21 protein-coding genes are annotated in these 23642 nt (G+C 38.8%); 15 read left to right on the top strand and 6 right to left on the bottom strand.

What is annotated here, in order from left to right; all coding sequences use genetic code 11:
* Positions 1 to 20 precede the first annotated feature (20 nt).
* Positions 21 to 920 carry a Dyp-type peroxidase gene (locus AC27I2_RS06230; protein WP_058404501.1) on the top strand — a complete coding sequence of 300 codons (900 nt, stop codon included), beginning with the start codon at positions 21 to 23 and terminating at the stop codon, positions 918 to 920.
* On the opposite strand, the gene argR is transcribed toward AC27I2_RS06230, so the two are convergent.
* A complete protein-coding gene (argR, locus tag AC27I2_RS06235; RefSeq protein ID WP_006794541.1) occupies positions 917 to 1384 on the bottom strand; it encodes a transcriptional regulator ArgR in 468 nt (155 codons plus the stop codon). The genes AC27I2_RS06230 and argR overlap by 4 nt on opposite strands.
* A gap of 224 nt (positions 1385 to 1608) precedes the next feature.
* Here argR and mdh point away from each other — a divergent pair, with 224 nt between their 5' ends.
* Positions 1609 to 2541, top strand: coding sequence for a malate dehydrogenase (mdh, locus tag AC27I2_RS06240; RefSeq protein ID WP_487203753.1), 933 nt, complete (start codon positions 1609 to 1611; stop codon positions 2539 to 2541).
* An 81-nt stretch (positions 2542 to 2622) separates the two neighbouring features.
* Here mdh and ispB read toward each other — a convergent pair whose 3' ends face one another.
* The gene (gene ispB, locus AC27I2_RS06245) at positions 2623 to 3594 is read right to left on the bottom strand and encodes an octaprenyl diphosphate synthase (RefSeq protein ID WP_058404499.1); all 972 of its coding nucleotides are present in this window, start codon (positions 3592 to 3594) and stop codon (positions 2623 to 2625) included.
* Positions 3595 to 4015: 421 nt separating this feature from the next.
* Here ispB and rplU point away from each other — a divergent pair, with 421 nt between their 5' ends.
* From rplU to AC27I2_RS06270, 5 genes are all read left to right on the top strand, one after another.
* Positions 4016 to 4327: a 50S ribosomal protein L21 gene (gene rplU, locus AC27I2_RS06250; RefSeq protein ID WP_006794538.1), complete on the top strand. Its 312-nt coding sequence runs from the start codon at positions 4016 to 4018 to the stop codon at positions 4325 to 4327.
* Positions 4328 to 4343: 16 nt separating this feature from the next.
* Complete coding sequence (gene rpmA / locus AC27I2_RS06255; RefSeq protein ID WP_002957747.1) at positions 4344 to 4601, top strand: 50S ribosomal protein L27; 258 nt, start codon at positions 4344 to 4346, stop codon at positions 4599 to 4601.
* A gap of 141 nt (positions 4602 to 4742) precedes the next feature.
* Positions 4743 to 5894 (top strand): Obg family GTPase CgtA, encoded by a 1152-nt coding sequence (cgtA, locus tag AC27I2_RS06260; RefSeq protein ID WP_058404498.1) that lies wholly within the window; start codon positions 4743 to 4745, stop codon positions 5892 to 5894.
* 71 nt (positions 5895 to 5965) lie between these two features.
* On the top strand, positions 5966 to 6457 hold the full coding sequence (gene folA / locus AC27I2_RS06265; protein ID WP_475604963.1) for a type 3 dihydrofolate reductase: 492 nt from the start codon (positions 5966 to 5968) through the stop codon (positions 6455 to 6457).
* Between the two features lie 79 nt (positions 6458 to 6536).
* Positions 6537 to 6911, top strand: a complete 375-nt coding sequence (locus tag AC27I2_RS06270) for a DUF3718 domain-containing protein (RefSeq protein WP_487203754.1) — start codon at positions 6537 to 6539, stop codon at positions 6909 to 6911.
* A gap of 157 nt (positions 6912 to 7068) precedes the next feature.
* On the opposite strand, the gene AC27I2_RS06275 is transcribed toward AC27I2_RS06270, so the two are convergent.
* The 3 genes from AC27I2_RS06275 to coaBC all read right to left on the bottom strand — a co-directional run bounded on the left by AC27I2_RS06275 (position 7069) and on the right by coaBC (position 11887).
* Positions 7069 to 9843 (bottom strand): S9 family peptidase, encoded by a 2775-nt coding sequence (locus AC27I2_RS06275; protein WP_487203755.1) that lies wholly within the window; start codon positions 9841 to 9843, stop codon positions 7069 to 7071.
* A 161-nt stretch (positions 9844 to 10004) separates the two neighbouring features.
* Entirely contained in the window at positions 10005 to 10592 is a 588-nt protein-coding gene (slmA, locus tag AC27I2_RS06280; RefSeq protein ID WP_058404494.1) for a nucleoid occlusion factor SlmA, read from the bottom strand.
* A 101-nt stretch (positions 10593 to 10693) separates the two neighbouring features.
* Positions 10694 to 11887: a bifunctional phosphopantothenoylcysteine decarboxylase/phosphopantothenate--cysteine ligase CoaBC gene (gene coaBC, locus AC27I2_RS06285; RefSeq protein ID WP_487203756.1), complete on the bottom strand. Its 1194-nt coding sequence runs from the start codon at positions 11885 to 11887 to the stop codon at positions 10694 to 10696.
* A 141-nt stretch (positions 11888 to 12028) separates the two neighbouring features.
* Here coaBC and radC point away from each other — a divergent pair, with 141 nt between their 5' ends.
* The 3 genes from radC to rpmG all read left to right on the top strand — a co-directional run bounded on the left by radC (position 12029) and on the right by rpmG (position 13377).
* A complete protein-coding gene (gene radC / locus AC27I2_RS06290; protein ID WP_487203757.1) occupies positions 12029 to 12703 on the top strand; it encodes a RadC family protein in 675 nt (224 codons plus the stop codon).
* Between the two features lie 270 nt (positions 12704 to 12973).
* On the top strand, positions 12974 to 13210 hold the full coding sequence (gene rpmB / locus AC27I2_RS06295; RefSeq protein ID WP_004335549.1) for a 50S ribosomal protein L28: 237 nt from the start codon (positions 12974 to 12976) through the stop codon (positions 13208 to 13210).
* Positions 13211 to 13221: 11 nt separating this feature from the next.
* Entirely contained in the window at positions 13222 to 13377 is a 156-nt protein-coding gene (gene rpmG / locus AC27I2_RS06300) for a 50S ribosomal protein L33 (RefSeq protein WP_058404491.1), read from the top strand.
* A 392-nt stretch (positions 13378 to 13769) separates the two neighbouring features.
* Here the strand turns inward: rpmG and AC27I2_RS06305 are convergent, their stop codons facing one another.
* On the bottom strand, positions 13770 to 15905 hold the full coding sequence (locus AC27I2_RS06305) for a S8 family peptidase (RefSeq protein ID WP_138529144.1): 2136 nt from the start codon (positions 15903 to 15905) through the stop codon (positions 13770 to 13772).
* A gap of 330 nt (positions 15906 to 16235) precedes the next feature.
* On the opposite strand from AC27I2_RS06305, the gene AC27I2_RS06310 reads away from it, so the two are divergent.
* The 5 genes from AC27I2_RS06310 (at position 16236) to AC27I2_RS06330 (ending at position 23629) form a co-directional block, all read left to right on the top strand.
* Entirely contained in the window at positions 16236 to 17294 is a 1059-nt protein-coding gene (locus AC27I2_RS06310) for a BaiN/RdsA family NAD(P)/FAD-dependent oxidoreductase (RefSeq protein ID WP_487203758.1), read from the top strand.
* A 184-nt stretch (positions 17295 to 17478) separates the two neighbouring features.
* Positions 17479 to 19590, top strand: a complete 2112-nt coding sequence (locus AC27I2_RS06315; protein WP_487203759.1) for a hypothetical protein — start codon at positions 17479 to 17481, stop codon at positions 19588 to 19590.
* Positions 19587 to 21695: a hypothetical protein gene (locus AC27I2_RS06320; RefSeq protein WP_487203760.1), complete on the top strand. Its 2109-nt coding sequence runs from the start codon at positions 19587 to 19589 to the stop codon at positions 21693 to 21695. Before AC27I2_RS06315 ends, AC27I2_RS06320 begins: the two co-directional genes overlap by 4 nt.
* A complete protein-coding gene (locus tag AC27I2_RS06325) occupies positions 21676 to 22143 on the top strand; it encodes a hypothetical protein (RefSeq protein ID WP_487203761.1) in 468 nt (155 codons plus the stop codon). The genes AC27I2_RS06320 and AC27I2_RS06325 overlap by 20 nt, the downstream gene beginning before the upstream one ends.
* Positions 22136 to 23629, top strand: a complete 1494-nt coding sequence (locus AC27I2_RS06330) for a tyrosine-type recombinase/integrase (protein ID WP_487203762.1) — start codon at positions 22136 to 22138, stop codon at positions 23627 to 23629. The genes AC27I2_RS06325 and AC27I2_RS06330 overlap by 8 nt, the downstream gene beginning before the upstream one ends.
* The last annotated feature ends 13 nt before the right edge of the window (positions 23630 to 23642 follow it).

Consider the following 23642-nt stretch of genomic DNA (forward strand, 5'->3'; position numbering starts at 1 on the left):
TGTAAAACTGAGGAATAACAATGGCGCAAGCGCAATCTGGGATTTGTGCTGAAGCAAACCTACATGGTTTGCATTTATTTTTTAATGTGTTTGATGGTCAAGACGAATCATTGCGCGCTAAACTAAAGCAAGTAAGCGCTATTGAAGAAGAGTTTAACGATCAGTTTTCAGAGTCAATGTTGTCATGTGTTGTTGCCATTGGTGCCCAATATTGGCCTCATATCCTTCCTGAATATATTCCTAGTGAGCTGCAAAGCTTTCCCAATATAAATCATTCAGATCACCAAATGAGTGTCCAACCGTGTGACTTGTTTGTGCAGGTGCGTTCCGATAGAGAAGATGTAAATCACTTATTTGCACTGCAAGTTTTAAAGCTTTTTGCACCTGATGTAGAGCTGGTGGAGCAAATTCGTAACTTTCGCTTTTTAGATGGCCGAGACTTTAACGGCTTTATTTATGGTGGCGATATGCCACATGGTAGAAAAAAACGAGCAACCGCGTTAATTAATAAACCAGGGTGTTTTGAAGATCAGGGAAGTTATATTCATGTTCAACGCTACAAACACGACTTAACTGTTTGGCAGCATTTATCGCTCAGTGAACAAGAACAAATAATGGGCCGTACACGCCTAGATAACACGTTAATAACCCCTGCGTTAAATACGAGCCATGCCACGCGCAGTGAATTAAAAGATGAAGAAGGGCAACCCCTTTTGTTGAATCAAAGTATGCCTTATGGTGATGTTTATGAACAAGGGATGTTATGCATAAGCTGCGCAAGCACTGGGACTGCATTTGAGGCTGTATTGAATAGCCGTTTAGGTGAGGGGGAGTGTTACGACCACTGGCTTGATTTTACTCAAGCCGATATGGGGTCAGCTTTTTTTGCCCCCTCAGTTGGGTTTTTAAAGCAAATTTAAACCGTATCAAACAAAATACGTACACGTTCAAGTGTTACGTCTATTTCAGAAATTTTTGCTGGAGCAATAAATATAGTATCGTCTCCGGCAATAGTACCGAGTACACCATCGGCCTTTCCTAACGAGTCAAGTAAGCGGGCAATAAGCTGCGCAGCACCTGGGCTTGTGCGAATAATGATCATCATTTCATTATGCATAATATCAATTACTAACTGGCGTAATGGGCTTTTAGCTGTAGGCACTCCCATTTCAGCGGGGAGGCAGTAAACCATTTCTTGCTTAGCATTACGGGTACGCACAGCGCCAAACTTACTTAACATGCGTGACACTTTACTCTGGCTTATATTATCAAAGCCTTGCTCTTTGAGAGCATCAACTATTTCGCCCTGAGAGCCAAAGTTTTCTTCTTTTAAAAGAGACTTAAACGCTTTTACCAATGCTTCTTGTTTATCTTGAGGTTGCATAGTCTTTATTCATTATTGTTATTTATGCTGTAAATACTACACAAAAATGAATAATTATGCAGCAGTTGTTTAGTCAACTTGACAGTTTGATGCGATAAACCACCAAAGTTTACAACTATGGTCGAAAATATCGCAAAATAGGCCCGATAAATTTGTTTTTAGGCGCTAATTTCATTATCTTAAGGGCCACAAGTATTTCCTACCTCAAATGACGGAGAATTCCAATGAAAGTTGCTGTATTAGGTGCTGCAGGCGGTATCGGTCAAGCATTGTCTTTACTATTAAAAACAGGCTTACCGGCTGGTTCTGAATTATCACTTTACGATGTTGCACCAGTTGTACCGGGTGTTGCTGTTGACCTATCACACATCCCAACTGATGTTAAAGTAGCAGGTTTTGGCGCAGACGATTTAAACACAGCGCTTGAAGGTGCTGACATTGTTTTAATTCCAGCGGGTATGCCACGTAAACCAGGTATGGATCGTGCAGATTTATTTAATGTAAATGCCGGTATCATCAAAACACTAGCTGAAGGTATTGTTGCTAGCTGTCCTAAAGCACTTGTGGGTATTATTACTAACCCAGTAAACGGCACCGTACCTATTGTTGCTGAAGTGTTTAAAAAAGCAGGCACATACGATGCAAGCCGTGTATTTGGTATTACTACGCTTGACGTCATTCGTTCAGAAGCATTTGTTGCTGAACTTAAAGGTGTAGACGTTGCTACAGTTAAAGTACCTGTAATTGGTGGTCACTCTGGCACAACTATTCTTCCTCTTCTTTCTCAAGTTGAAGGTGTTACTTTCACTGAAGACGAAGTTGCTGCGCTTACTCCACGTATCCAAAATGCAGGTACTGAAGTAGTAAATGCTAAAGCCGGTGGTGGTTCAGCTACATTATCAATGGGTGCTGCTGCAGCACGTTTTTGTATGTCTTTAGTTAAAGGCCTACAAGGTGAAGAAGTTGTAGACTATGCATATGTTGCTGTTGAAGATGGTGATGCAGAGTATTTTGCACACCCAGTACGCTTAGGTAAAAACGGCGTTGAAGAAATTCTTTCTTACGGCGAACTTAGCGCTTTTGAAGAAAAAGCGAAAAACGACATGCTTGAGACTCTGAAAAAAGACATCAAAGAAGGTGTTGATTTCATGGCGTAATAGCCAAATTGAGCATTAAAAAAGCCTGCATTTGCAGGCTTTTTTGTTGATCTAAATTTATTTACATCGAGCCACTAAATATTAATGGTCACGGTCTACCGCTATGCGGGCTAAGCTGACTAATGCGTGTTTGTAATCAGATTCAGGTAAAAAGTTTAGGCAAGCAATTGCTTTATCAGCTTCTAATTCGGCTTTTTTCATTGTGAACTCTAAAGCATTGGTGTGCTTTAACGCATCTAATATAGCCTCTAAATTGTCCATTCCGTTACTGTGCTCAATGGCGTCTCGGATAAGCTGCTTTTGCTCACTGTTACCATGTTGCATGGCATATATGAGCGGTAGGGTAGGTTTTCCCTCAGCTAAATCATCACCAATATTTTTACCTAGCTGGTCTGCATCGGCATTATAATCCAGCACATCGTCAACAAGTTGAAATGCCGTGCCTAGGTGCATGCCATACAAGTTTAACGCATTGAGAGTGGCTTCATCATTGTCGGTAATAATGGCTGCAAGCCCAGTTGCAGCTTCAAACAACTTAGCTGTTTTAGAGTATATAACTTGCATATAGCTGGCTTCGGTTGTGTCTGGATCGTTGCAATTCATAAGTTGCAGCACTTCACCTTCAGCAATAATATTGGTTGCATCAGCAAGTATTTGCATAATTTGCATTTTGCCCAAACCGACCATCAACTGAAATGAGCGCGTGTAGATAAAGTCGCCAACTAATACGCTTGCAGCATTTCCAAATTCAGCGTTAGCTGTAGGCGTGCCTCGGCGCAAATTTGACTCGTCAACAACGTCGTCGTGTAATAAGGTCGCGGTGTGAATAAACTCAACAATGGTCGCAAGCGTAATGTGGTCTTTACCTGTATATCCTAGCGCTTTGGCTGCTAGAATAGCTAACATAGGGCGAACGCGTTTGCCGCCGCTGTTAACTATGTATAAACCAAGTTGGTTTACTAACGCCACATCTGAGCGCATTTGCGCATGTATAAGTTGATTGACGTCATTCATATCGCTTTCTATTAACGCCTGGATAGCTTTTATATCCATTGATCTCCGAGCCAATTTTTATGTGTGAACGGCGCAGATTGTACAACAAAAAACGCACTAGCTCGATATTTTGTGACGATTGATTTAAAAAACCCACTTAAAGTGCTTAATAAGTGCTTAATTTAATAACAAGTCTGTTTAATTATTGGGCAGTAAAAGTGATTTTTGAGTTTGAAGAATGAACTGCACAGGTTGCATTTTGCTCAGTAGGATTATTTTTACAAAGAGTTAAAAAGCGCTTGGCAAAAGGCTTAATTAATATAAAATAGAGAAAATATTGAATTGCTCTCAAAGCAGCTACTTTTTATTCATTTTAATTACAAAATAGGCTTGCTAGTTATTTCGCGTTAGCGTAAACTTCGCGCCCTATCGAAGAATATTTTAGTTGCACCGATTTGAGGGTGCACAGACGGAGTTAATTATGTACGCGGTTTTCCAAAGTGGTGGTAAACAGCATCGTGTGACTGAAGGTCAAACGATTCGTCTTGAAAAATTAGACGTTGAAACTGGTGCGGCAGTTGAATTTGATTCAGTGCTTTTAGTTGCTGATGGTGAGAAGATCGAGATCGGTGTACCGTTCGTAAACGGTGGTAAGATAACAGCTGAGGTTGTTTCACATGGTCGCGGTGAGAAGATTAAGGTTGTTAAATTTAGACGCCGTAAGCATTCTCGTAAGCAAATGGGCCACCGTCAATGGTTCACAGAAGTTAAAATCACTGGCATTAGCGCTTAATTAGAGGTACTTAGAAATGGCACATAAAAAAGCAGCTGGTAGTACTCGTAACGGTCGCGATTCAGAAAGCAAACGCCTAGGTGTTAAGCGTTTTGGTGGCGAATCAGTTCTAGCGGGTAGCATCATTGTTCGTCAGCGTGGAACACGTTTCCACCCTGGTACAAACGTAGGTATCGGTAAAGACCACACTATCTTCGCAAAAGCAGATGGTAAAGTTCAGTTTGAACAAAAAGGTCCTTTAAACCGTAAATACGTAACTATCGTAACTGAGTAATCAGTAAGGTAGTTAAAAAACCCCGCCTTTGCGGGGTTTTTTGTTTTGAGAAAAAAATATATACCAAAGCCAAGCCTGCAATCGGCTTGGCTTCGGTATATAATGTATAAATTAGCAAGCCAATCCCTAAAGTGAGTAATCATGAAGTTTGTAGATGAAGTAGAAATTCGCGCAGAGGCCGGAGACGGCGGAAGCGGTATCGTGTCTTTCCGACGTGAAAAATATGTCCCAGATGGTGGGCCTGACGGCGGTGACGGTGGAGACGGTGGTAGTGTTTATCTACAGGCTGATGAAAACTTAAATACCCTGATTGATTATCAGTTTGAGCGCTTTCACAGAGCTGAGCGCGGTACAAACGGGCGTAGCCGAAACTGTACAGGTAAAAAAGCAGATGATTTATTTGTAATGGTGCCAGTGGGTACGCGTATTACCGATGTTGATACGCAAGAAGGGCTTGGGGATTTGACTCAACATGGTCAACGAATTTTGGTTGCAAAAGGTGGTTTCCACGGCTTGGGGAATGCACGTTTTAAATCAAGTACTAACCGAGCGCCTCGTCAAAAAACATTAGGTACCCCCGGTGAAGTACGTAACTTAAAACTAGAGCTACTACTATTAGCCGATGTGGGCTTATTAGGTTTACCAAATGCAGGTAAATCAACGTTTATCCGCAGTGTGTCAGCAGCAAGGCCAAAAGTAGCCGATTACCCATTTACAACACTTATTCCTAATTTAGGTGTGGTGCGCCCTGAAGCTAACAAGTCATTTGTAATAGCTGATATACCAGGGTTAATTGAAGGTGCATCTGATGGTGCTGGTTTAGGTATTCGTTTCTTAAAGCATTTAGAGCGCTGTCGTGTGTTATTGCACATCATTGACGTAATGCCTGTGGATGGATCAAATCCAGTCGATAATGCGTTTGCAATTATAAACGAACTGCATCAATACAGTCCTAAGCTTGCAGAAAAGCCGCGTTGGTTAGTATTTAATAAAATAGACTTATTGCCTGAAGATGAAGCACAAGCATTATGCGATGCGATTGCACAAGAGCTAGGTGAGTCTGAAAATATCTATAAAATTTCAGCTATTAACAAGCTGCATACTCAACCGCTTATACACGACATTATGACATTGCTTGACAGCATGCCTAAAGAGAAGTTTGAGCAAGTTGAAGATGAAGAAATAGAATTTAAGTGGGATACCTACCATCAAAAAGCCACCAAAGGCGACGATGATGATTGGGATGACTGGGATGAAGATGATTACGATGTAGAAGTAGTCTACGAACGTTAATTTTAATTAAATATAAAAAGGAGCAGTGGCTCCTTTTTTGTTTTTTAATAGTAAAGTATTAGGTATTTAATGTGATTATTTCAATGATTGCCGCCATGGCAAATAACCGTGTTATTGGTCTTGATAATAAAATGCCGTGGCATTTACCTGCAGATCTCCAACATTTTAAAGCCGTTACTACAGGCAAGCCTGTGATCATGGGTCGTAAAACTTTTGAGTCTATTGGCCGTCCTTTACCTGGTAGACGCAATATTATTATTACGCGCAACACTGAATATAAGGCTGAAGGTATTGAAACGGTAACAAGCCCAGAAGCCGCGCTGAGCTTGGTTTGTGATGTTGAAGAAGTGATGATTATTGGTGGTGGAAATGTTTATCAGCAGTTTTTAACACAAGCTGAGCGCTTATATTTAACCTTTATTGATCTTGATGTAGAGGGTGATACACAGTTCCCTGATTATCAAGCTATTGCAAATTGGGAAGTGAAAGAAGAGCAAGTTAAACTGCCAGACGAAAAAAATAAACATAGTTATAAATTCGTAACTTTGTATAAATACTGCTAACATTATTGCGTAAGGTTAACTAGGTTGGTACAATATTAACCAGTTAACGTAGGAATAAAGTACCAAACAAGGGTCAACAATGTTTAAATTATCAAAGTTAGTTGTTATTTCTGCTATTGCTGCAGGTTCACTTTCGTACACTGCTCCAGCAAAGGCTAATGATCAACTAGCGCTATCTATTTGCGAGTATATCGCAGCAGATGATAAAAACCGTTTACGTAGCAAGCTAAAAAGCTCTCGTGTAAAAATTCGTAACATATATGATTCTATTCAATGTAACGGTAATAACTTATTGCGCCATGCCGTTGCCAGCAATGCTGTAGATGCAGGTGAGTATATTGTTAAAAACTTATCTAAAAGTTCATTGTCAGACGGTGCTGACTTAGCGTGGGCTGAAGGCAATCACGCAGGTTCTGCGCTTATTCCTGTAATTAAAGACCGTGCTGGTTTGTAATTATTAGTAATTTAAAAAAAGCCGCGATTATCGCGGCTTTTTTGTTGCTGGAAAAATAATTGACTATTTATAGGCCGATATTACTGAGTAATATCGGCCTCTATCTGTCTGAGTACTCTGATCAGCTTTTATCATGTTTATTTATGAATGTCTCAGTTCACTCACTTATAAATGCTTCACCTTCAATCATCCATTTAGCTGCAGGCTGACCTTTTAGGTAATGATCGAAGTACTGCATCATACGGACTGAAAAATCGACCTGATTTGGGAATTTTTTAAGGTGATGCGGTTCACCTTCATACTGTAAAAAAGTGGCATCTTTGCCTGCACGACGCAGCGCTAAATAGTACTGCACCCCTTCGTGCCATGGTACGGCATCGTCTTTGTCACCAAACATAATTAAGATTGGCGTATTTACTTTGTCGGCAAAAAATACAGGCGAGTTTTCAATATACAACTCTGGCGCCTCAAATAAGTTTTTACCTATGCGGCTTTGCCCTGTTTCGTACTGAAACTGGCGAGCAAGGCCTGACTTTAAGCGTATGCCACTGTATGCGCTGGTCATGTTAGATACCGGCGCGCCTGATACAACTGCTTTAAACATATCTGTTTGGGTGATCATAAATGCACTTTGGTATCCAGCCCATGAGTGGCCTTGCAAGCCAATTTTGTTTGGATCAGCAATACCAAGATCTATTAACTTTTGGGTAGCGTTGATCATAGTTTGCGTTGACGATTTGCCCGGGTGACCTATTTCAAAACGAATATCAGGTAAAAAGATGGCGTAGCCATTTGATGTAAACATTGGGAAATTAGGGCGATGATTTAACTCCATTTTAGGAAAATCAAACATACGCTGGCTCATGTAACGATAAAAATAAACGACAACAGGCACTTTATCGCCTTTTTTGTAACCGTCAGGTTTTATTAAAACACCTTGTAAGTCTTCACCATCAAAGCCTTTGTAGTTAATCAGTTCAGGTTTTTCACCCCAAGCAAAATTTGCGGTTTGAGGGTTCAAATCAGTTACTTTTTGTGTGGTTAAAAAGCTTAAGTCGGTTTGATAAAAATCTGGGAACTGATGATAAGTCTGTTCTGTAAATAGGTATTTATCTGCTTTCTTGGCTTTTTTAACAATATCAAAACGTTTATCACCACTGAGTACTTTAGTGATGGTCGTGTTTTCTAAATCAAGCTTAGCCACTTCGCTTTGCTTTGTTTGAAGGTTAACAGCAGTAACTAGCAGTGTTTCATCTTGTTTAAAGCCTACCTGGCTGTTATCGAGCTTAATGACGCGATACTGTGTATTAGTCTGCTTTCCATTTGTTAAGCGTTTAGCTTGCTTGGTGTTTACATTAAACGCCCAAATATCATATTTGCTATAAGCAAGTACTTGGCTGCTATCGCTCATCCAGCCTGCAAAACCATAGCCTGGTTGATCTGATGGGTAATCGTGTTTGTCGTCGGCAAAGATTGCTTTTAGGGCTTGTGTAACCGGAGTAACCTTATTGTTAGCTAATTCTTTTAGTTGTATTTGGTTGTCGGCAAAGTAAGCCGCAAATAAGCCATTAGGAGAAAGAGAAGGCCTAAAAGGGCTATTAGTCACAATAGGAGTTTGCTTGCCTGTATTGATGTTTACAGCGTAGTAATCCGCAAAAAATCCGCCATACATTATTTTTTCTAAATAGGGGGTGTTTGACGAGCCTAGCAAGGAAGTATTGCGCTCTGTATTGAGAGCAACACTCGGCATTGCAGGGGTACTGAGTTGAACCACTTTTTGTGAATTTACATGATATACGGCTTCGTAGTGACGGTGCTTATTAACCGCGTTCCATTGTTGTTTCTCGCGTGGTTTTATCTCTGGGTCTTTATTATGCCAAATATCCAAGCCTTTTTGCTCGCGAATGGTCTCAATGTCATAGAGTGAGGTTTCATCTACGAATTCTTTTGCTTTTACTTTCGCTGCAAGTTTTGGTCGGTTTTCAAAGTATAAGCGTTTGCCGTTTTCTGACCAGCTTAGTTTTGCAGTTTTGCCTATAGTCCACTCTTTGTTTGAAGATTCAATAGTTAAAAGTGTTTCGTTTTTCCATAATTGTAGTGAGTGGTTTCGTCGGCGAGTATCTTCGTTTACATAATTACCCAATGTAAATGCCACGGTTGTTTCGATTGGGTGCCACGCTATTTTATTCGCAACAACACCGGGTTCATCAATTAGCACTTCACTTTTAAAAGATGTAAGTGAGATTAGCTTTATTTGGTTGTCGTTACCATCATGGTAACTTTGGCTTAGCAAAAGCTGATCATTGGTAGCACTTATACTGTAACTAAAAACGTTATCAATAGTTTCACTTTGTTGGTTTTTTAAATTAACAATAACAAGCGAGTAAACCTTGTCTTTTTTGTCAGGTGAAATGGCGCTGCTGTCTTCCTCTTCACTCTCATCCTTGGTATTTTTTTCTACATTATCAGTTTTATCTGCTTTTATATCTAAGCGATACGCAAGCCATACCCCATCGTTTGATAATGCGTAGTCTTTTACATTCTCAAAACTTTTTTGCTCACCTGTTTCAGTATTCACTAGCACTAAGTTATTTTTAAGCGTGTTTTTTTTCTTGGTGGTTTCTTTTTCGAGTAATGTGGGTACTTGCGTAAAAGCAACCCAGTTAGCCGCTTTGTTTATAAGCGGTTTTGTACCTCGTTCAACTTCACTTATTAAGCTGTTATTTGTTAAAGAGTATACTTGGCCTGTCGCATTGCCGCGATATGGCGTAGCACTCAAAGATAAAATACGGCCATCTTCAGATAGCTGTGTGCTTTTGGCTGATTTGAAGTTAAATACGTCTGTAAATTCTAATGCATCTTTTGCACTAGGCGCGGTGCTGACTAAGCTAGTAATAAATGCGCTACTAAGTAGGGTGAGCTTTGTTTTCATTATTGAATCTCGTTTTTTAACATTATTTGATTGTAACGAGTTTGGCTAATATTTCGACCAGATAGGATAAAAGGCAGGTAGCGACGATAAGTAACAGGTATAAACAATAAAACGACCATTTGGTCGTTTTATTTAGATTAAACTTGGCAATTTAAATGATTTTAAAGCCAGATTTTTTGTAACTCAGGCCATTGTTTTTCAAACTGAACACTGGGCTTCGTTTTAAAGTCACTACGAACAAATTGGTTCATTTTTCCTTCAACGTAAGCAAGTAAAAAGTTAGCTAGTGTAAGTTCATCACTTTGAAAGTTTTTACCTTCACGAAGTTTTCGTTCCCTGAGGACTTGCTTAAGTTGAGTTTCTAATTTTTCAAAAAAGCTTTGTACGCGTTCACGTAAGCGCTCTTGCTCACCTTGCAGTGCATCACCTGTTAGAATACGAGTAATACCTGGGTTTTTTTCGGCGAACGTTAAAAGCAAGAGTAGAATATTATAAATGCGGGTTTGGCTTTCTTTTTCGTTTTCTAAAATGAGGTTGATGCGCGATAAAAGAGTATCTTCAATAAACTCAATCAAGCCCTCAAACATGCGCGCTTTGCTAGGGAAGTGACGATAAAGTGCCGCTTCAGATACGCCTACCTCCGCAGCTAATTTTGCTGTGGTGATACGCTGGCCCGGGCTTGTTTCTAACATTTGTGCGAGTGCTTGTAGTATTTGCTCTTTGCGATTACTTCTTTTTGTCGCAGGCATGAACATTCCTTTTTTATTAGTTATTTTTAGCTAGCGCTAATCATTTTTTGTTCAAATGAAAGACGTATGTTAATGTTTTATTCAGTTTGTTTCCAGCCTTTTTATAGATGTTTAGCCAGCTGTTCGATCACTTTTAGGGCAATTTCCGTTTTGCTGTTTACAGCCAATTCTAACTGTTCATTTTGCCAATATAGGGTAAGCGCGTTTTGGTCAGAATTAAAGCCCAAGCCACTTAGCGATACGTCGTTTGCACAAATCATATCGAGGTTTTTATTGACTAGCTTACCTTTTGCATAGGTTTCTACGTTTTGCGTTTCGGCGGCAAATCCAACAGTGTATGGGCGGTTATGTTTAATATTAGCAACGGCGGCAATAACATCAGGGTTTTTTACCAAGGTGAGTGTTAGTTCGTCGCCTTGTTTTTTCATTTTTTGAGTCGCTACTTCTGCGGCTCTGTAATCTGCAACTGCTGCACAGCCTATAAACGCATCTGACTGTGGCGCATAGATTAGTGCTTCATTTAATAATTGCTCTGCACTTTCTATATTTATAAGGTTTACGCCAATAGGGGCTTTAATAGTTACAGGGCCTGAAATTAAATTAACGTTAGCACCGAGTAGTAACGCCGCTTCTGCAAGTGCGTAACCCATTTTTCCAGAACTATGGTTTGATATAAACCTAACAGGGTCAAGTGGCTCACGGGTTGGGCCTGCCGTTATAGTAATTGTTTTACCGGTTAAAATTTGAGGAGGTTGCTTTTCAACACACAGCGCTACTAGCTCATGTGGTTCAAGCATACGACCTGCGCCTACATCTCCACAGGCTTGCTCTCCTTTACCCGGGCCCCAAATAAGTACGTTACGTGCTTTTAAGGTGGTTAGGTTTGCTTGCGTTGCTGCATGTGCATACATTTGCTGGTTCATGGCTGGGGCTACGGCAACTTTTGCTGGGGTCGCAAGTAGTAGGGTAGTCAGTAAATCGTCTGCAATACCAGATGCCATTTTAGCAATAATATTACACGTTGCAGGAGCAACTAAAATAAGGTCAGCCCATTTGGCAAACTCAATGTGTCCCATTGCAGCTTCGGCCGCAGGGTCTAGCAATGAATCCGATACTATTTCGCCGCTAACGGCTTGCATTGTGAGTGGTGTAATAAAATGCTTAGCCGATTCGGTCATAACAACCTTTACTTCACAACCATGGTCTTTTAATCGTCTTACAAGCTCAGCGCATTTATAAGCTGCAATTCCACCGCTAATACCCAATACAATTTTTTTGTTTGTTAACGTCATCATGGTTGTCTATCAATCTTATTAAATATTGCGCCTAAAATAACAAATCTTTTACGGTTCAGCTAAGTTTTTAATTTAAAATTGCAGGCTAAATTTTAATTTTGCATTACATTTATAAGACAGCTTGTTACTCAAGGATGAAAAATGCAATTGACCTCTCTGCCTAATTCTTTGCGCCCGCGTGAAAAGCTCATTGAAAAAGGCGCTAAATCGCTAAGTGATGCAGAACTTCTCGCCATATTTTTACGTACTGGGCTCCCGGGAATGAATGTGATTGAGTTAGCTCAACACTTACTGAACGAAAATAAAACCTTACATAACTTGTTTAATGCCAGTATGGATGAGTTTTGTTCACAAAAAGGGTTGGGAACGGCAAAGTACGTTCAATTACAAGCGGTGCTTGAATTAAGCCAGCGTTATATGCAGGAGCGCTGCCAACGCGATGCCGTGTTTAACTCCCCCAACTCAGTATATGATTATTTAACGATTCAAATGCGTGGGCTACAGCAGGAGGTGTTTATGGTGCTTTATCTTGATAGCCAAAACCGCTTAGTAAAAGATGAAATTCTTTTTTACGGCACCATTAATGCTGCTAGTGTGTACCCCCGTGAGGTGGTTAAAGCTGCACTGAAAAATAATGCCGCGGCCGTTATTTTTGCCCATAATCACCCAAGTGGGATTGCAGAGCCTAGCCAAGCCGATAAACTTATTACTAATAAATTACAGCAAGCACTGCAATTAGTAGACATAAACGTACTTGACCATATCATTGTGGGAGGTGAAACATGCGTTTCGTTTGCCGAGCGAGGCCTTATTTAACTCTCTTTAATATAGAAATGTGCTAAAAATGAGCGGTTTAATGCATTTTAGCAAATTAGTTTAATTTAAATGCAGTTTTTACTTTCCCTAAGGGCATTCGATCTTTATAATTGGCCGCTATCAAATTTACATATGAGCTGGTTGGATAGATCAGTATTTGATCTTTGACTGTAAAAGCTGTATAAAGAGCGCCCTTCGATTTATCTAGGGCAGAAATACACGGCCTTAGATTAAATTAAGCTCGAGCGAAGTTATTGGAGATATATAGACATGTCTAAAGTATGTCAAGTTACAGGTAAGCGTCCAGCGGTTGGTAATCACCGTTCACACGCGAGAAACGCGACTAGACGTCGTTTCCTACCTAACCTACAAACACACCGTTTTTGGGTTGAAAGTGAAAAACGTTTTGTAACATTACGCACTACTACTAAAGGTATGCGTATTATTGATAAAAAAGGCATCGACACGGTTCTTACTGAAATCCGTGCTCGCGGCGTTAAAGTTTAAGGATCTGAATCATGCGCGATAAAATCCGTTTAGTTTCAACTGCCGGTACTGGTTTTTTCTACACTACTGACAAAAACAAACGTAACATGCCTGAGAAGATGGAAATCAAAAAGTTTGATCCAAAGATTCGTAAACATGTTGTTTTTAAAGAAGCTAAAATTAAATAATTTTAGTTCTTTTAGAATATAAAAACCCAGCTTAGGCTGGGTTTTTTGTTTTCTGGTGGTGAGTTAGCAATATATTTGAACTAGTACTTATATCAAACCAGCCACAGTATCAATCAATTTAAAAAGCTAAACCTGACGCTAATACCAATCAGCAATAATACTTAATCATTTTGCGGGGCTAAACGTGTCGCTACTTGCGTTAAAACCCCCTCATTTAGAACAACCAAACAGCAATTTTTTGCCTAGCTATCAACACGCTTTTCCATCCTCAAAATAGACCACTTAATTAAGCGAGTAAGCATTAAACCCAAATAAGCTGAAACCTTCTTACTCATAAAAAAGGCCAAACAGTCAGTTTGGCCTTTACTATCCCAAAGATTATGAATTTACTATTATGGTTGGTATTGTCCGCTAATAGTTAAACCAGAAAAGGTTCTGTAAGCATTTACACTTAAATGCCATGTACCGGCTTGCGGGTTATTGAAGGTACATGTTTCAGCATTACCGTTTTTATATGGACGACAATCGTAGCTAGACGATGTTGGTTGACTACCAAACTTCACAAATAAATCAGCATCACCCGTGCCACCAGAGCTAGTTACAGTAAATGTAGACATGCCTGCAGGTACATCTAGCGTGTAGTGTTTCCACTGACCAGCACTTGCACTTACATCACTCACAGTACCGCCACCTGCTTCAGGTGTGCCTGAACCGCCACCAGAAGATGCACCTGTAATATTACCGACTAAACTAACACCTGAATAAGCAGAGTAACCACGAAGCATTACATGGTATGTGCCTGCTGTTGGATTATCGATAGAACACTCTTCGCTGTTGCCGCCTTTGTAAGGACGACAGTCGTAGCTTGATGTCGTTGGTTGGCTTCCAGCACGAACGTATAGATCAGCATCACCTGTGCCACCGCTCATTGTAAACGTAACATTCGTTGCTCCGCTTGGTACGGTCATTGTGTAAAAGTCTTGTGCGTTAGCACCACCGCTTAAGCCTGTTTTAGCTTCGCCATCAACAAGTTCACTATCACCTGTTGTAGGTGGTGTTGTGCCGCCACTTGCTGCGGCAACAGCAGCTGCTGCATCAACAATACCTGTACCACAGTTGTTACATGTTGCAGGGAATGAGCGCGTAGACGATTTTAAAATACTCTCTATTTCATCAGGCGTAGCATTTGGCTTTGCTTGCTTGATAAGTGCAGCTACACCCGCTACGTGCGGAGCCGCCATAGATGTACCTTGAGAGAATGAGTAGCTATCAGTCGATGGAGAAGACGATCCTGAGTTATACGTAGACAGAACACCTTCAGAGTCGTTAGCGAAGCTTTGCGCGCCACCTGGTGCTGCAACATCAATATTGCTACCGTAGTTTGAGTAATAAGCACGGCCACCATTTCGGCCAACAGACGCCACATTAACTACACCACTACAGTTACCTGGGTTGTAGTTAGCTGAATTATCGTTGTCGTTACCTGCTGCAATAACAACAACAGCGCCATTGCTGCGAGCTGTATTGATTGCATTTTGTGTTGTAGAACTACAAGAGCCGCTGCCACCTAAGCTCATGTTAATAACATCAGCTGGATTAGGGTTTCCAGGAATGCCCGATACGTTACCGCCAGATGCCCAAATAATGCCGTCAGCAATATCAGACGTTAAACCACCACATTTACCAAGTACACGCACTGGAACTACTTTCGCATCATAAGCAACACCGGCTACGCCTTCACCATTATTTGTAACGGCCGCAACAGTACCTGCAACGTGAGTACCATGCCAGCTAGAACCTTGCGCACCATTATTACCACATTCACCGGCTGCGACTGCATCGCCCGGATCACGTGCATCGCTATCACGTCCGCCGCCATCATTAGCAACTGACAGGTTAGAAATCATATCGTAGCCTGGCAAAATATTAGCGTTTAAATCAGCATGAGGGCGGTAACCTGTATCAAGAACAGCCACTACTACACCACTACCTGTTGCGGTGTCCCAAGCCGTTGGTAAGTTTAGACCGCCAGCTTGCTCATAGTAGTGCCACTGGTCACCATAGCGCGGATCGTTTGGTGTCGCAAAAGGTTTTAACATTTGGTCAACTTCAATGTACTCAACGTTGCCTGAATCAACCATTTCTTGCATAAACTCTTGCGCTTCTGCTGCGCTAAGCTTTTTATCAGCTCGCATAACGTGGTGGTTATTGAGTGCCATTGCGCGAATGTACTTTGCTTTTACCTTTCCTTTTTTAGAAGCAAAGTTTTTAACAAAGTTTTTTGCACGCGCTTTCATGTTTACAGGGCTTTCATCTGCAGTTGAATAACTCAGTGCGTCAAAATTGTTATTTTTATATTTAATGATGAATTGCGTTTCAAAGCCACTTTGATTTTGAAGTTTAGCCGTTGTATCTGCCACTGAAGGGCCAATTGCTTGTGCTGGGTTAGCCATGCTTGATGCAGTAGCAAAAAGCGTACTAATGGTAAGTGCTAATGCACACTTATTAAATGTCTTACTTGTTGTCATAATTTTCCCTAGATTTTTTATTAGTTATATCGTGATGGATTGTCACAATGCAGGTACAAAGGTAAATTATGTGTTAACAAAGTTAAAATACTAAATCATTATGTCCCTATTTCATTTAGTTATAACGAGGGTTTTAAAGGGGTTTGTCATTGTTTTGTATTTGTCAGACAAAACAAAAATGAGATAAAAGCATTGCTTTTTGATTTGTATTTTTAATACTTCTAAAAAGTAGAAAATATATTTGTTGTGTTATTTGTAATAATGAATTCTGTACATTGCTGGCGATTAAATTTTGCTATAATCGAGCAAATTGTTAAGTGAGATAAACAAATGACCCAGGTAGATGTAATTGTAATTGGCGCGGGCGCGGCAGGATTAATGTGCGCGGCGCAAGCCGGATATCGAGGCCGACATGTTACAGTGCTAGACATGGGTAAAAAGCCGGGTCGTAAAATTTTAATCAGTGGTGGCGGGCGCTGTAATTTTACAAACGAAAACGCCGCACCAGAAAACTATTTATGCGGTAATCCACATTTTGTTAAATCATGTTTGAGCCGTTACACACAACATGACTTTATTGAGCTGGTGGACCGCCACGGTTTGGCATACCATCATAAAACGTTAGGCCAGCTGTTCTGCGATAATAGTGCTCAAGATATTGTTAATATACTTCTTACCGAATGCGAGTGGGCAGGTGTAAACATAGCCTTGCGTAGTGAAGTGATTAATGTTCAAAAAACAGAGTCGGGTTACAGCGTCACTACAGAGCAAGAGACTTTGCATTGTGAGTCGTTAGTGGTTGCATCGGGTGGGCTTACTATGCCCAAATTAGGTGCTACACCGATTGGTTATAAAATTGCTGAGCAATTTGGGCTTAACGTATTACCTACTATGGCGGCGCTTGTGCCATTTACCCTTCATCAGCACGACAAAGAGCGCTTTGAAGGGCTATCGGGTATGAGTATTCCGTGCGAAGTCACAAGCGAAGACGGCACCACATTTAAAGAAAATATATTATTTACGCACCGTGGTTTATCTGGTCCTGCAATATTACAAATAAGCTCTTTTTGGCGTGCAGGGCAAGCTGTTACCATTAACCTACTTCCAGAGATAGATTTAAAACAGCAGCTTGCAGATTGGCGAGAAACGCAATCGCAAAAATCATTTAAAAATAGCCTAGCAACAATACTACCTAAACGTTTTATTGAAATATTACATGAAAGCGCTGCAATGCCTGATTGTAATATTAATCAGCTTACTCATAGTCAAATTGACGAGCTTGCTAATTATATCCACGCGTGGCAAATAAAACCTAATGGAACTGAAGGGTATAGGACACCGGAATTCCATAGTTACTATTCGTCAAAAAACTCACAAAACATCCATTAAACCACTAATAAATAAAACCTTCTTTATCCTGCCATTACTAAATTTTGACGATTTTTTTTGACGATTTTATCGGAGTAACATCGTTTTCTATTGCAATTAAAACTTGACTGTGTATGATATAATTTAGTTTCGTATATTGACTGGTTGTTATTTGTTGTGTATTTTGAGTTTTCAAGAGGTGCTCATGATACGACTAGATTTAGAAAAAAATGTTTTTTGGTATACGAGTCAAAGCGGAAAACCTAGTTCTGTTGGTTTGGGTAATCTTGTGAAACTCAAACGTGGAAAAGAGATATTAAATAATTTGCGCTTGTATTGTTTAAATGATAATCCAAGAACTCTATATTCAAAGGTAAGAAAAATTGCAAATATATTTGATGCTGGTTTTGCAGTTGGGTTGCTCCCTCCAAGCTACTCAGAGCCAAATAAATGGCAGGAATACATTAATGACCTTTTCTTCTATTTTTTGAAAGATGAATCATCTAAAGCCAAGATAGATACTCGACTTGCTAACTGGAATAAAATTTCTACTCTTTTCCTAAACTACCTTCAAATAAAAGGTTTGATTCCAGAAAGTGTGCTTATTAATAAAGTTCCGGCAAATCTACTTTGTGAAAAAGATGAAGATGAAAAAGTTTTAGGTGATAACTCAAAAGAATTAGTTGAGAGTAATTCAAGCATTGCAGTTTCATCTAATAACCTCAAGAAATTGATTTCTACAATCGATCCATCTCAGACTACTCAAGAGTACCTTGATGACTTTATATTTGACTTGGATACTAAGCTCAACTCTTTAGAGAGAGCATTAGAGCGCTATTGGAAAACAATCAAAGCATACTTCGATTTTGGAAGCGACTTGCTAGAAAAGGTTAACAAGAAACAGCTTAATGAAAGAATGCTTCGAAAAGATCAAAATAAATATTATTTTTTTGAAAAAGAAGCAGGACTCCCACCATGTCGAACTCATATTTGCACTATTAAAAGTAACGAGAACCTCGCTAATCTACTCTATTTATGCAAAGAAGTAGACCATAGTTATTATAGTCCTACCGTGAAATCTAAGCCTCATTTCCCAAATGCTACAATTAGTAGTCAAATAAAAAAGTATGGCTTCAACCCTTTTGATAATACAAGCGAAAGAACACTAAACTTTATTCCCCAAATAGAACTTATTCCTTATGCAGATAGGATTAATTGGTGTTTGGGTAATCTAAAGACTAGAGATATTGCATATCTAGTTGCTCTGGTATTAATTAAATGCCCAAAGTTTAATTTTGAGCCTCTACTATTTTCTAAATTCGTTGATAAATCAGGTGCACTTGTTCTTGCCGAAGAAAACGATGACCAGGACACTTCATTCAAAGTTGATAAAAAAAGAGGCAAAAAAATTCAAACAGAAATATTGGATCCTATAAGTAAAGAGGTATTTGAGTTTCTAACGCACATTCAATCAAAAAATGAATCATTAAGGCAGAATGGAATAGAAAGTAATTTTGTTTTTCTCTGTTTAGATAAGAGCAATAGCCAGTTTACAGTGCCATCATCAAATCGAATTATCAACTGGATATTAGGATACAAAGAAAAGTCAAAGTCTGCTGAGCAAAAAGACTTAAGTGACTTTTTTCCATCTCTTAAAACATGCGGTTTAGGCAAGGGAACTGTATCTTTTAAAGCTATTCGCGCGACAATTGCTGTGTTGGAATGGCATAAGACAGGTAGTCTAAAAAAAGCATGTAAGAAAATTGGTAACTCAGAGAAAGTGTTGATAGAACACTATATACCTCCAGCTTTAATAGATATTGTTCGTGAGAAAACTGTTCGACTTTTTCAAAATGCAATGGTCATATCTTCTACTATTGCAGAGCCTGAACTTATGGCTAGAGCAAGTGGCATAAACACGGAGAAACAGTTAGAAAAATTTATAAATGAATTGTTTAAACAGACAGGTATGGAAGCTCCTTCTCTATTAGCACCTCTTGTTAAGAATAAATTAAAAAAACAAACGGTAGGTAAACTATTTGGATTAGTGGGGTGGAAACCCCTATCACGTCTTTACGCTTTTCACGAAAGTGTTCTTTCAAGTGGTTTAAGCTCTAAGGAGATCAAAAAGATTAAATTCAATAATGGTCTCACCGCATACTCATTGTACCGCTTCGCTAAAATAATGGATTTGTCATTATCTACACATCGCATTCCTGAATATCAAAAAACGCATCAGAAAGCTAAGGCAGAGTCTAAAGAGTTGATTCAAAAATGTTTTAAAGATTTCGAATCTGAAGTCGGGTTTGCAATATGACAGCTAATCTAAAGTTGATAGAGCAATTATCATCAAAATATCGAACGATTAATAGTCCAGATAATATGCTGAAAATTAAAAACCTGCTCTCTGATACTCTTGACGATGAGTGGGTTTTGTCCAGCAAGAAAGCGATAAAACAAGACTGTGGTAGTTACAAATATGCTTTCAAAATGAAATGGGATCGATATTTACCTAATCACACATACTTGAACTCACCTGAGAACCGAAATTTCAAAGAGTTTATTCAACAAGTCTTCTCACAGTTTCTGTGTAGAACGGATATTACAGAAAGCCAAAATATTTTTAATTTATCACCCTGCATAATGATCTTTATTGGATGGCTTTATTTGAATGAAAAAGAACTGAAGCCTAATAAGAATTATCTAAAAAACATCAGTAACTTTGATTTAACTAAGTTTTTTTATGCCTTTACTAGGCATGGTCATTTAGGGGTTTTAAATATTCCTCAGCGTATTATGAATCAGCTTCAAAATGAGCTAGAAATAAAAATATATAAAACTGATAACCTATATTTCTTAAATGAAAAGCAAATTGTAGAAATAGTCAATTACCTTGAGAAGCTTGATTTATATACAACAAATGCTTTTGGATGCGAAATTATAGATCTTCACAAGTTTAGAAGTCACTTTGCTCTTGCTACGACGGAAACATACGGATCCAAATTTAAAGCTTTCATTAGGCAATTCGAGCCTGAGATGCTTAATAAGTACCCAGGTTTGTTAGTTAAAAGTAGAAGAACTAGTGAATATCCATCTCACAAAACCCCCCTTATTTCTGAGGTGATAGCGAAGCCAATAAGTTATAGACATGCGAAGAAGCAATTAAATTTAATTGTTGGCTTATTTGCACAGTACCCCTCATTTCCGACACAAATTAATCCACCTTCCTTTTACGATAAAGAAGAGCTGGAAAAGATGATCAATGCGTACTGTCACCCAGAGGGGCATACTGTGTGTCCGCCTTCTGAAATCGTGACGTTTTATCTAAATAGATCAATCAAGATTTTGCTGGATCATGCAGATGATATTCTAAAATTCTATATCGAATCCACTTCACACTTTATAAACCAGCGCTGGATAGGAACAAGTTTTTCTTCAAAAAGAAATAACTACATAAAAAATAATATTCCCACTTCATTGGCAGCAATATTTGGAAAAAGTATTAACGTTAGCGGATATTGTCTTAACACAGCTAAAAGTTATGATTTTGAAAGTTTTAGAAATAACCCGACGCTATCAGATCTAATGTATGTACTATTTGGCGCTTGCTTCGTTGCTATCACGAGTTTACTTCCCTACCGTATAAATGAACTTGGTGACTTGCTAAACAATTGTTTATACAAGAAAAAGGGAACAGGTTTTTACATAAGAAAGTCTTTTTTAAAAACAGGGATCAGCGGGGAAAAAATTAGTGGTGACAGGCCAATTCATTATATCTCAGCTAAAGCTGTTATGTGCTTTAAACATTTCAGAAGATTTTCAATCGATGTCTGCTCAAATAAAAAAAATTCCAAATATTTACTCTTTGGGTTGGATCTTAATAGTACAGAACTCAAAGCGTCAGCTAAAGGAGATAGCTTTGCAAAGCAATGTATCAAAAGATTTGCTGATTTTATTGAAGTGCCATTAGATGATTTCGGGCGAAGATGGTATGCAAATATTCATGAGCTTCGCAAGTTCTTCATTATCAATTTTTTCTGGTGCTTCAAACACGGACATTTAGATACGCTGAGGTGGGCTGTAGGTCACTCCAACTGGAATCACCTAGATCAATATTTAAGAGAAAATATCGGGGAGGATAGATACCAGACAATTCAGAAGCAATTTCTGAGTATGCAATTATTTTCCTATGTTGAAGAGGGACGCTCTGAAGTCGAAGGGATATCAGAGTTGTACAACGATCTTTGTGAGCAGTTCAATGTTGACGAGCTATCTATTGTCCATAAGCAAAAAATACAAGAGCAAATCGACATGGGGCTATTTGATAACTATGAAATGAAAGTTTATTCAATTTCAGACTCCACAGAGCAATTCAATTTTGCGATCAGGATGGAAAAGCGTGATGACAGAAATGCAGCTTGAAAAAATTAATTCTATTAAGAAATTAGTAAGAAGGCTAAAGATGCTCAAGTCTGCCCCAAGTTCTGACCTAAAGTTAGTTAAAGCTTGCAAGACACAAGAGAGTTTAATTGCATATGAAAGTAAAAAGCTGGGGATAATCTCTATGTCTCTTGGCTCCTTCAAAAAATATGCTGATCTTATCGAAAAAAACTACTTTTCAAAGAAGATAGAGCCGCTGCGTAAAACTATTTCTGGCAAATCTTATTCTTCGCAGAAAATAAAGAGTCAGAGTGTTATCAAGGTTGATCCTGATACGCAGCGTTTAGCTGTAGTCAGAGCATACAATGAACTTTTAAAGCTTACAGCTCCTTTAATTGAAAAAGATAAAAGCGTTAAAGAAGATTTTCAGGAACATATGAAAAAATTTCGCGGCATTATTGGTATCACGGAGGCTCAAAAAAATGAGTAAAACTCAGCTATATAAAAAAGTTACAGGTGTACCAATCGGTGAAGTTACATTTTATGATGAAATCACGGGGGAGGTTTTACATGTTAGAGATTCTAGCGTTCAATTTTCTTTTAAATACCCAAATGGAAAACCATGTATTCCAGTAGAGCTTTATCTGACAGACAAGTTAAAGTTCTTAAAAGAGGGGACGGTAAAAAATAAGGCCGGACATGTAAGCCATTTGATTCGATGCATGTTTCACCTAAAGTTTGATTTTGAAGATCTTACAACTCAAAAAATTGAAAAAATATACCTCATGTTCTCTTCTGAAAAAAAAGAAGACGGTTCTAAACGTCGTAACCGGAATACTCAAAAAACTATTTTAAAAACATGGGTGGAATTCTTAAAATGGTATGCATCTTATTTTTGCCTTGATGAAAACTTCATTGGAGTAAGTAACAATTGTCGAATTGAGCTTATAAAAAAGCAAAGCAAAGACTCTCACGGCATCACACATACCTATGATTTTTTTCCATTAAAAATTGATTCTGATACTACAGACCCCAAAAAAGCTATAACTCAAGGTTTAATAAGAAAATTGTGGCTTGCACATCAATCTTTAACTCTTAAAGAGAGAAAAAAAGTATCAACCAAAATCGTAAACAAATTCAGCAAAAAGCAAGTTGAAGAGCACTTTGCTTTTCTCAAGGTTAGAAGGGAGTTAATGCTCAGAGTATTTGAAGCTTTGGGAGTACGTCCTAGTGAATTGATTAAAATACCAAGGCTAATCAATATAGACAACCTGCGGGAAAACAAACTATTTATACTCGGAGCGAAAGGAGGGAAAGATAGAACTATTTCAATTGATGTTAACCTAGCAAAAGAACTTCAAATGTACTTTCTTATGCATATTCCCAAATTGCAAACGAGGTTGCTGGACGCAGGAATTTTAGCAAAAAATCAAGAAATTGAAGATGTATTAATCCTAAACCCTCTGTCTGGGCAGGCAATTAAACCTGGTACAATTTACCAACTTTTCCGAGAGTTAAAAATTGAAGCTGATGTTAAACAACAATTATGCGCAAGTATGTATCGCCACCGTTTTATCACGAACCTCGTTAAACTACATTTAAATTCATTCATAGAGAGTAGCCCAGAAAAAAGCCGTTACAACACTAGTAAAAGCGATTACACGGGGATCTTGAAAAAAGTTGCGATGCTTACGGGGCACAATAACCCACTGTCTTTACTGCATTATATAGATTTAGCGTGGGATGAATTAGATGTCTTTGCTGGGGCTAATTCTGCCAAAGTGATTCAAGATAGAGTAATGTCTATGCAACACAGAATTGATTCAATTATTTCTGATAGTAATACTCATGGCTCAAAACCTGAAAAGCTGTATGAGTTTTTGCATGAGCTTAGAGAGATGACAATCATTAATAAATCTAGCATTACTAAAGAGCAATCCATTGATATCCCTGATGAAGTTGAATACTTTGAGTAAAGTAGGAGAGAAA

This window comes from Pseudoalteromonas sp. NH0006-46 (assembly GCF_057547735.1).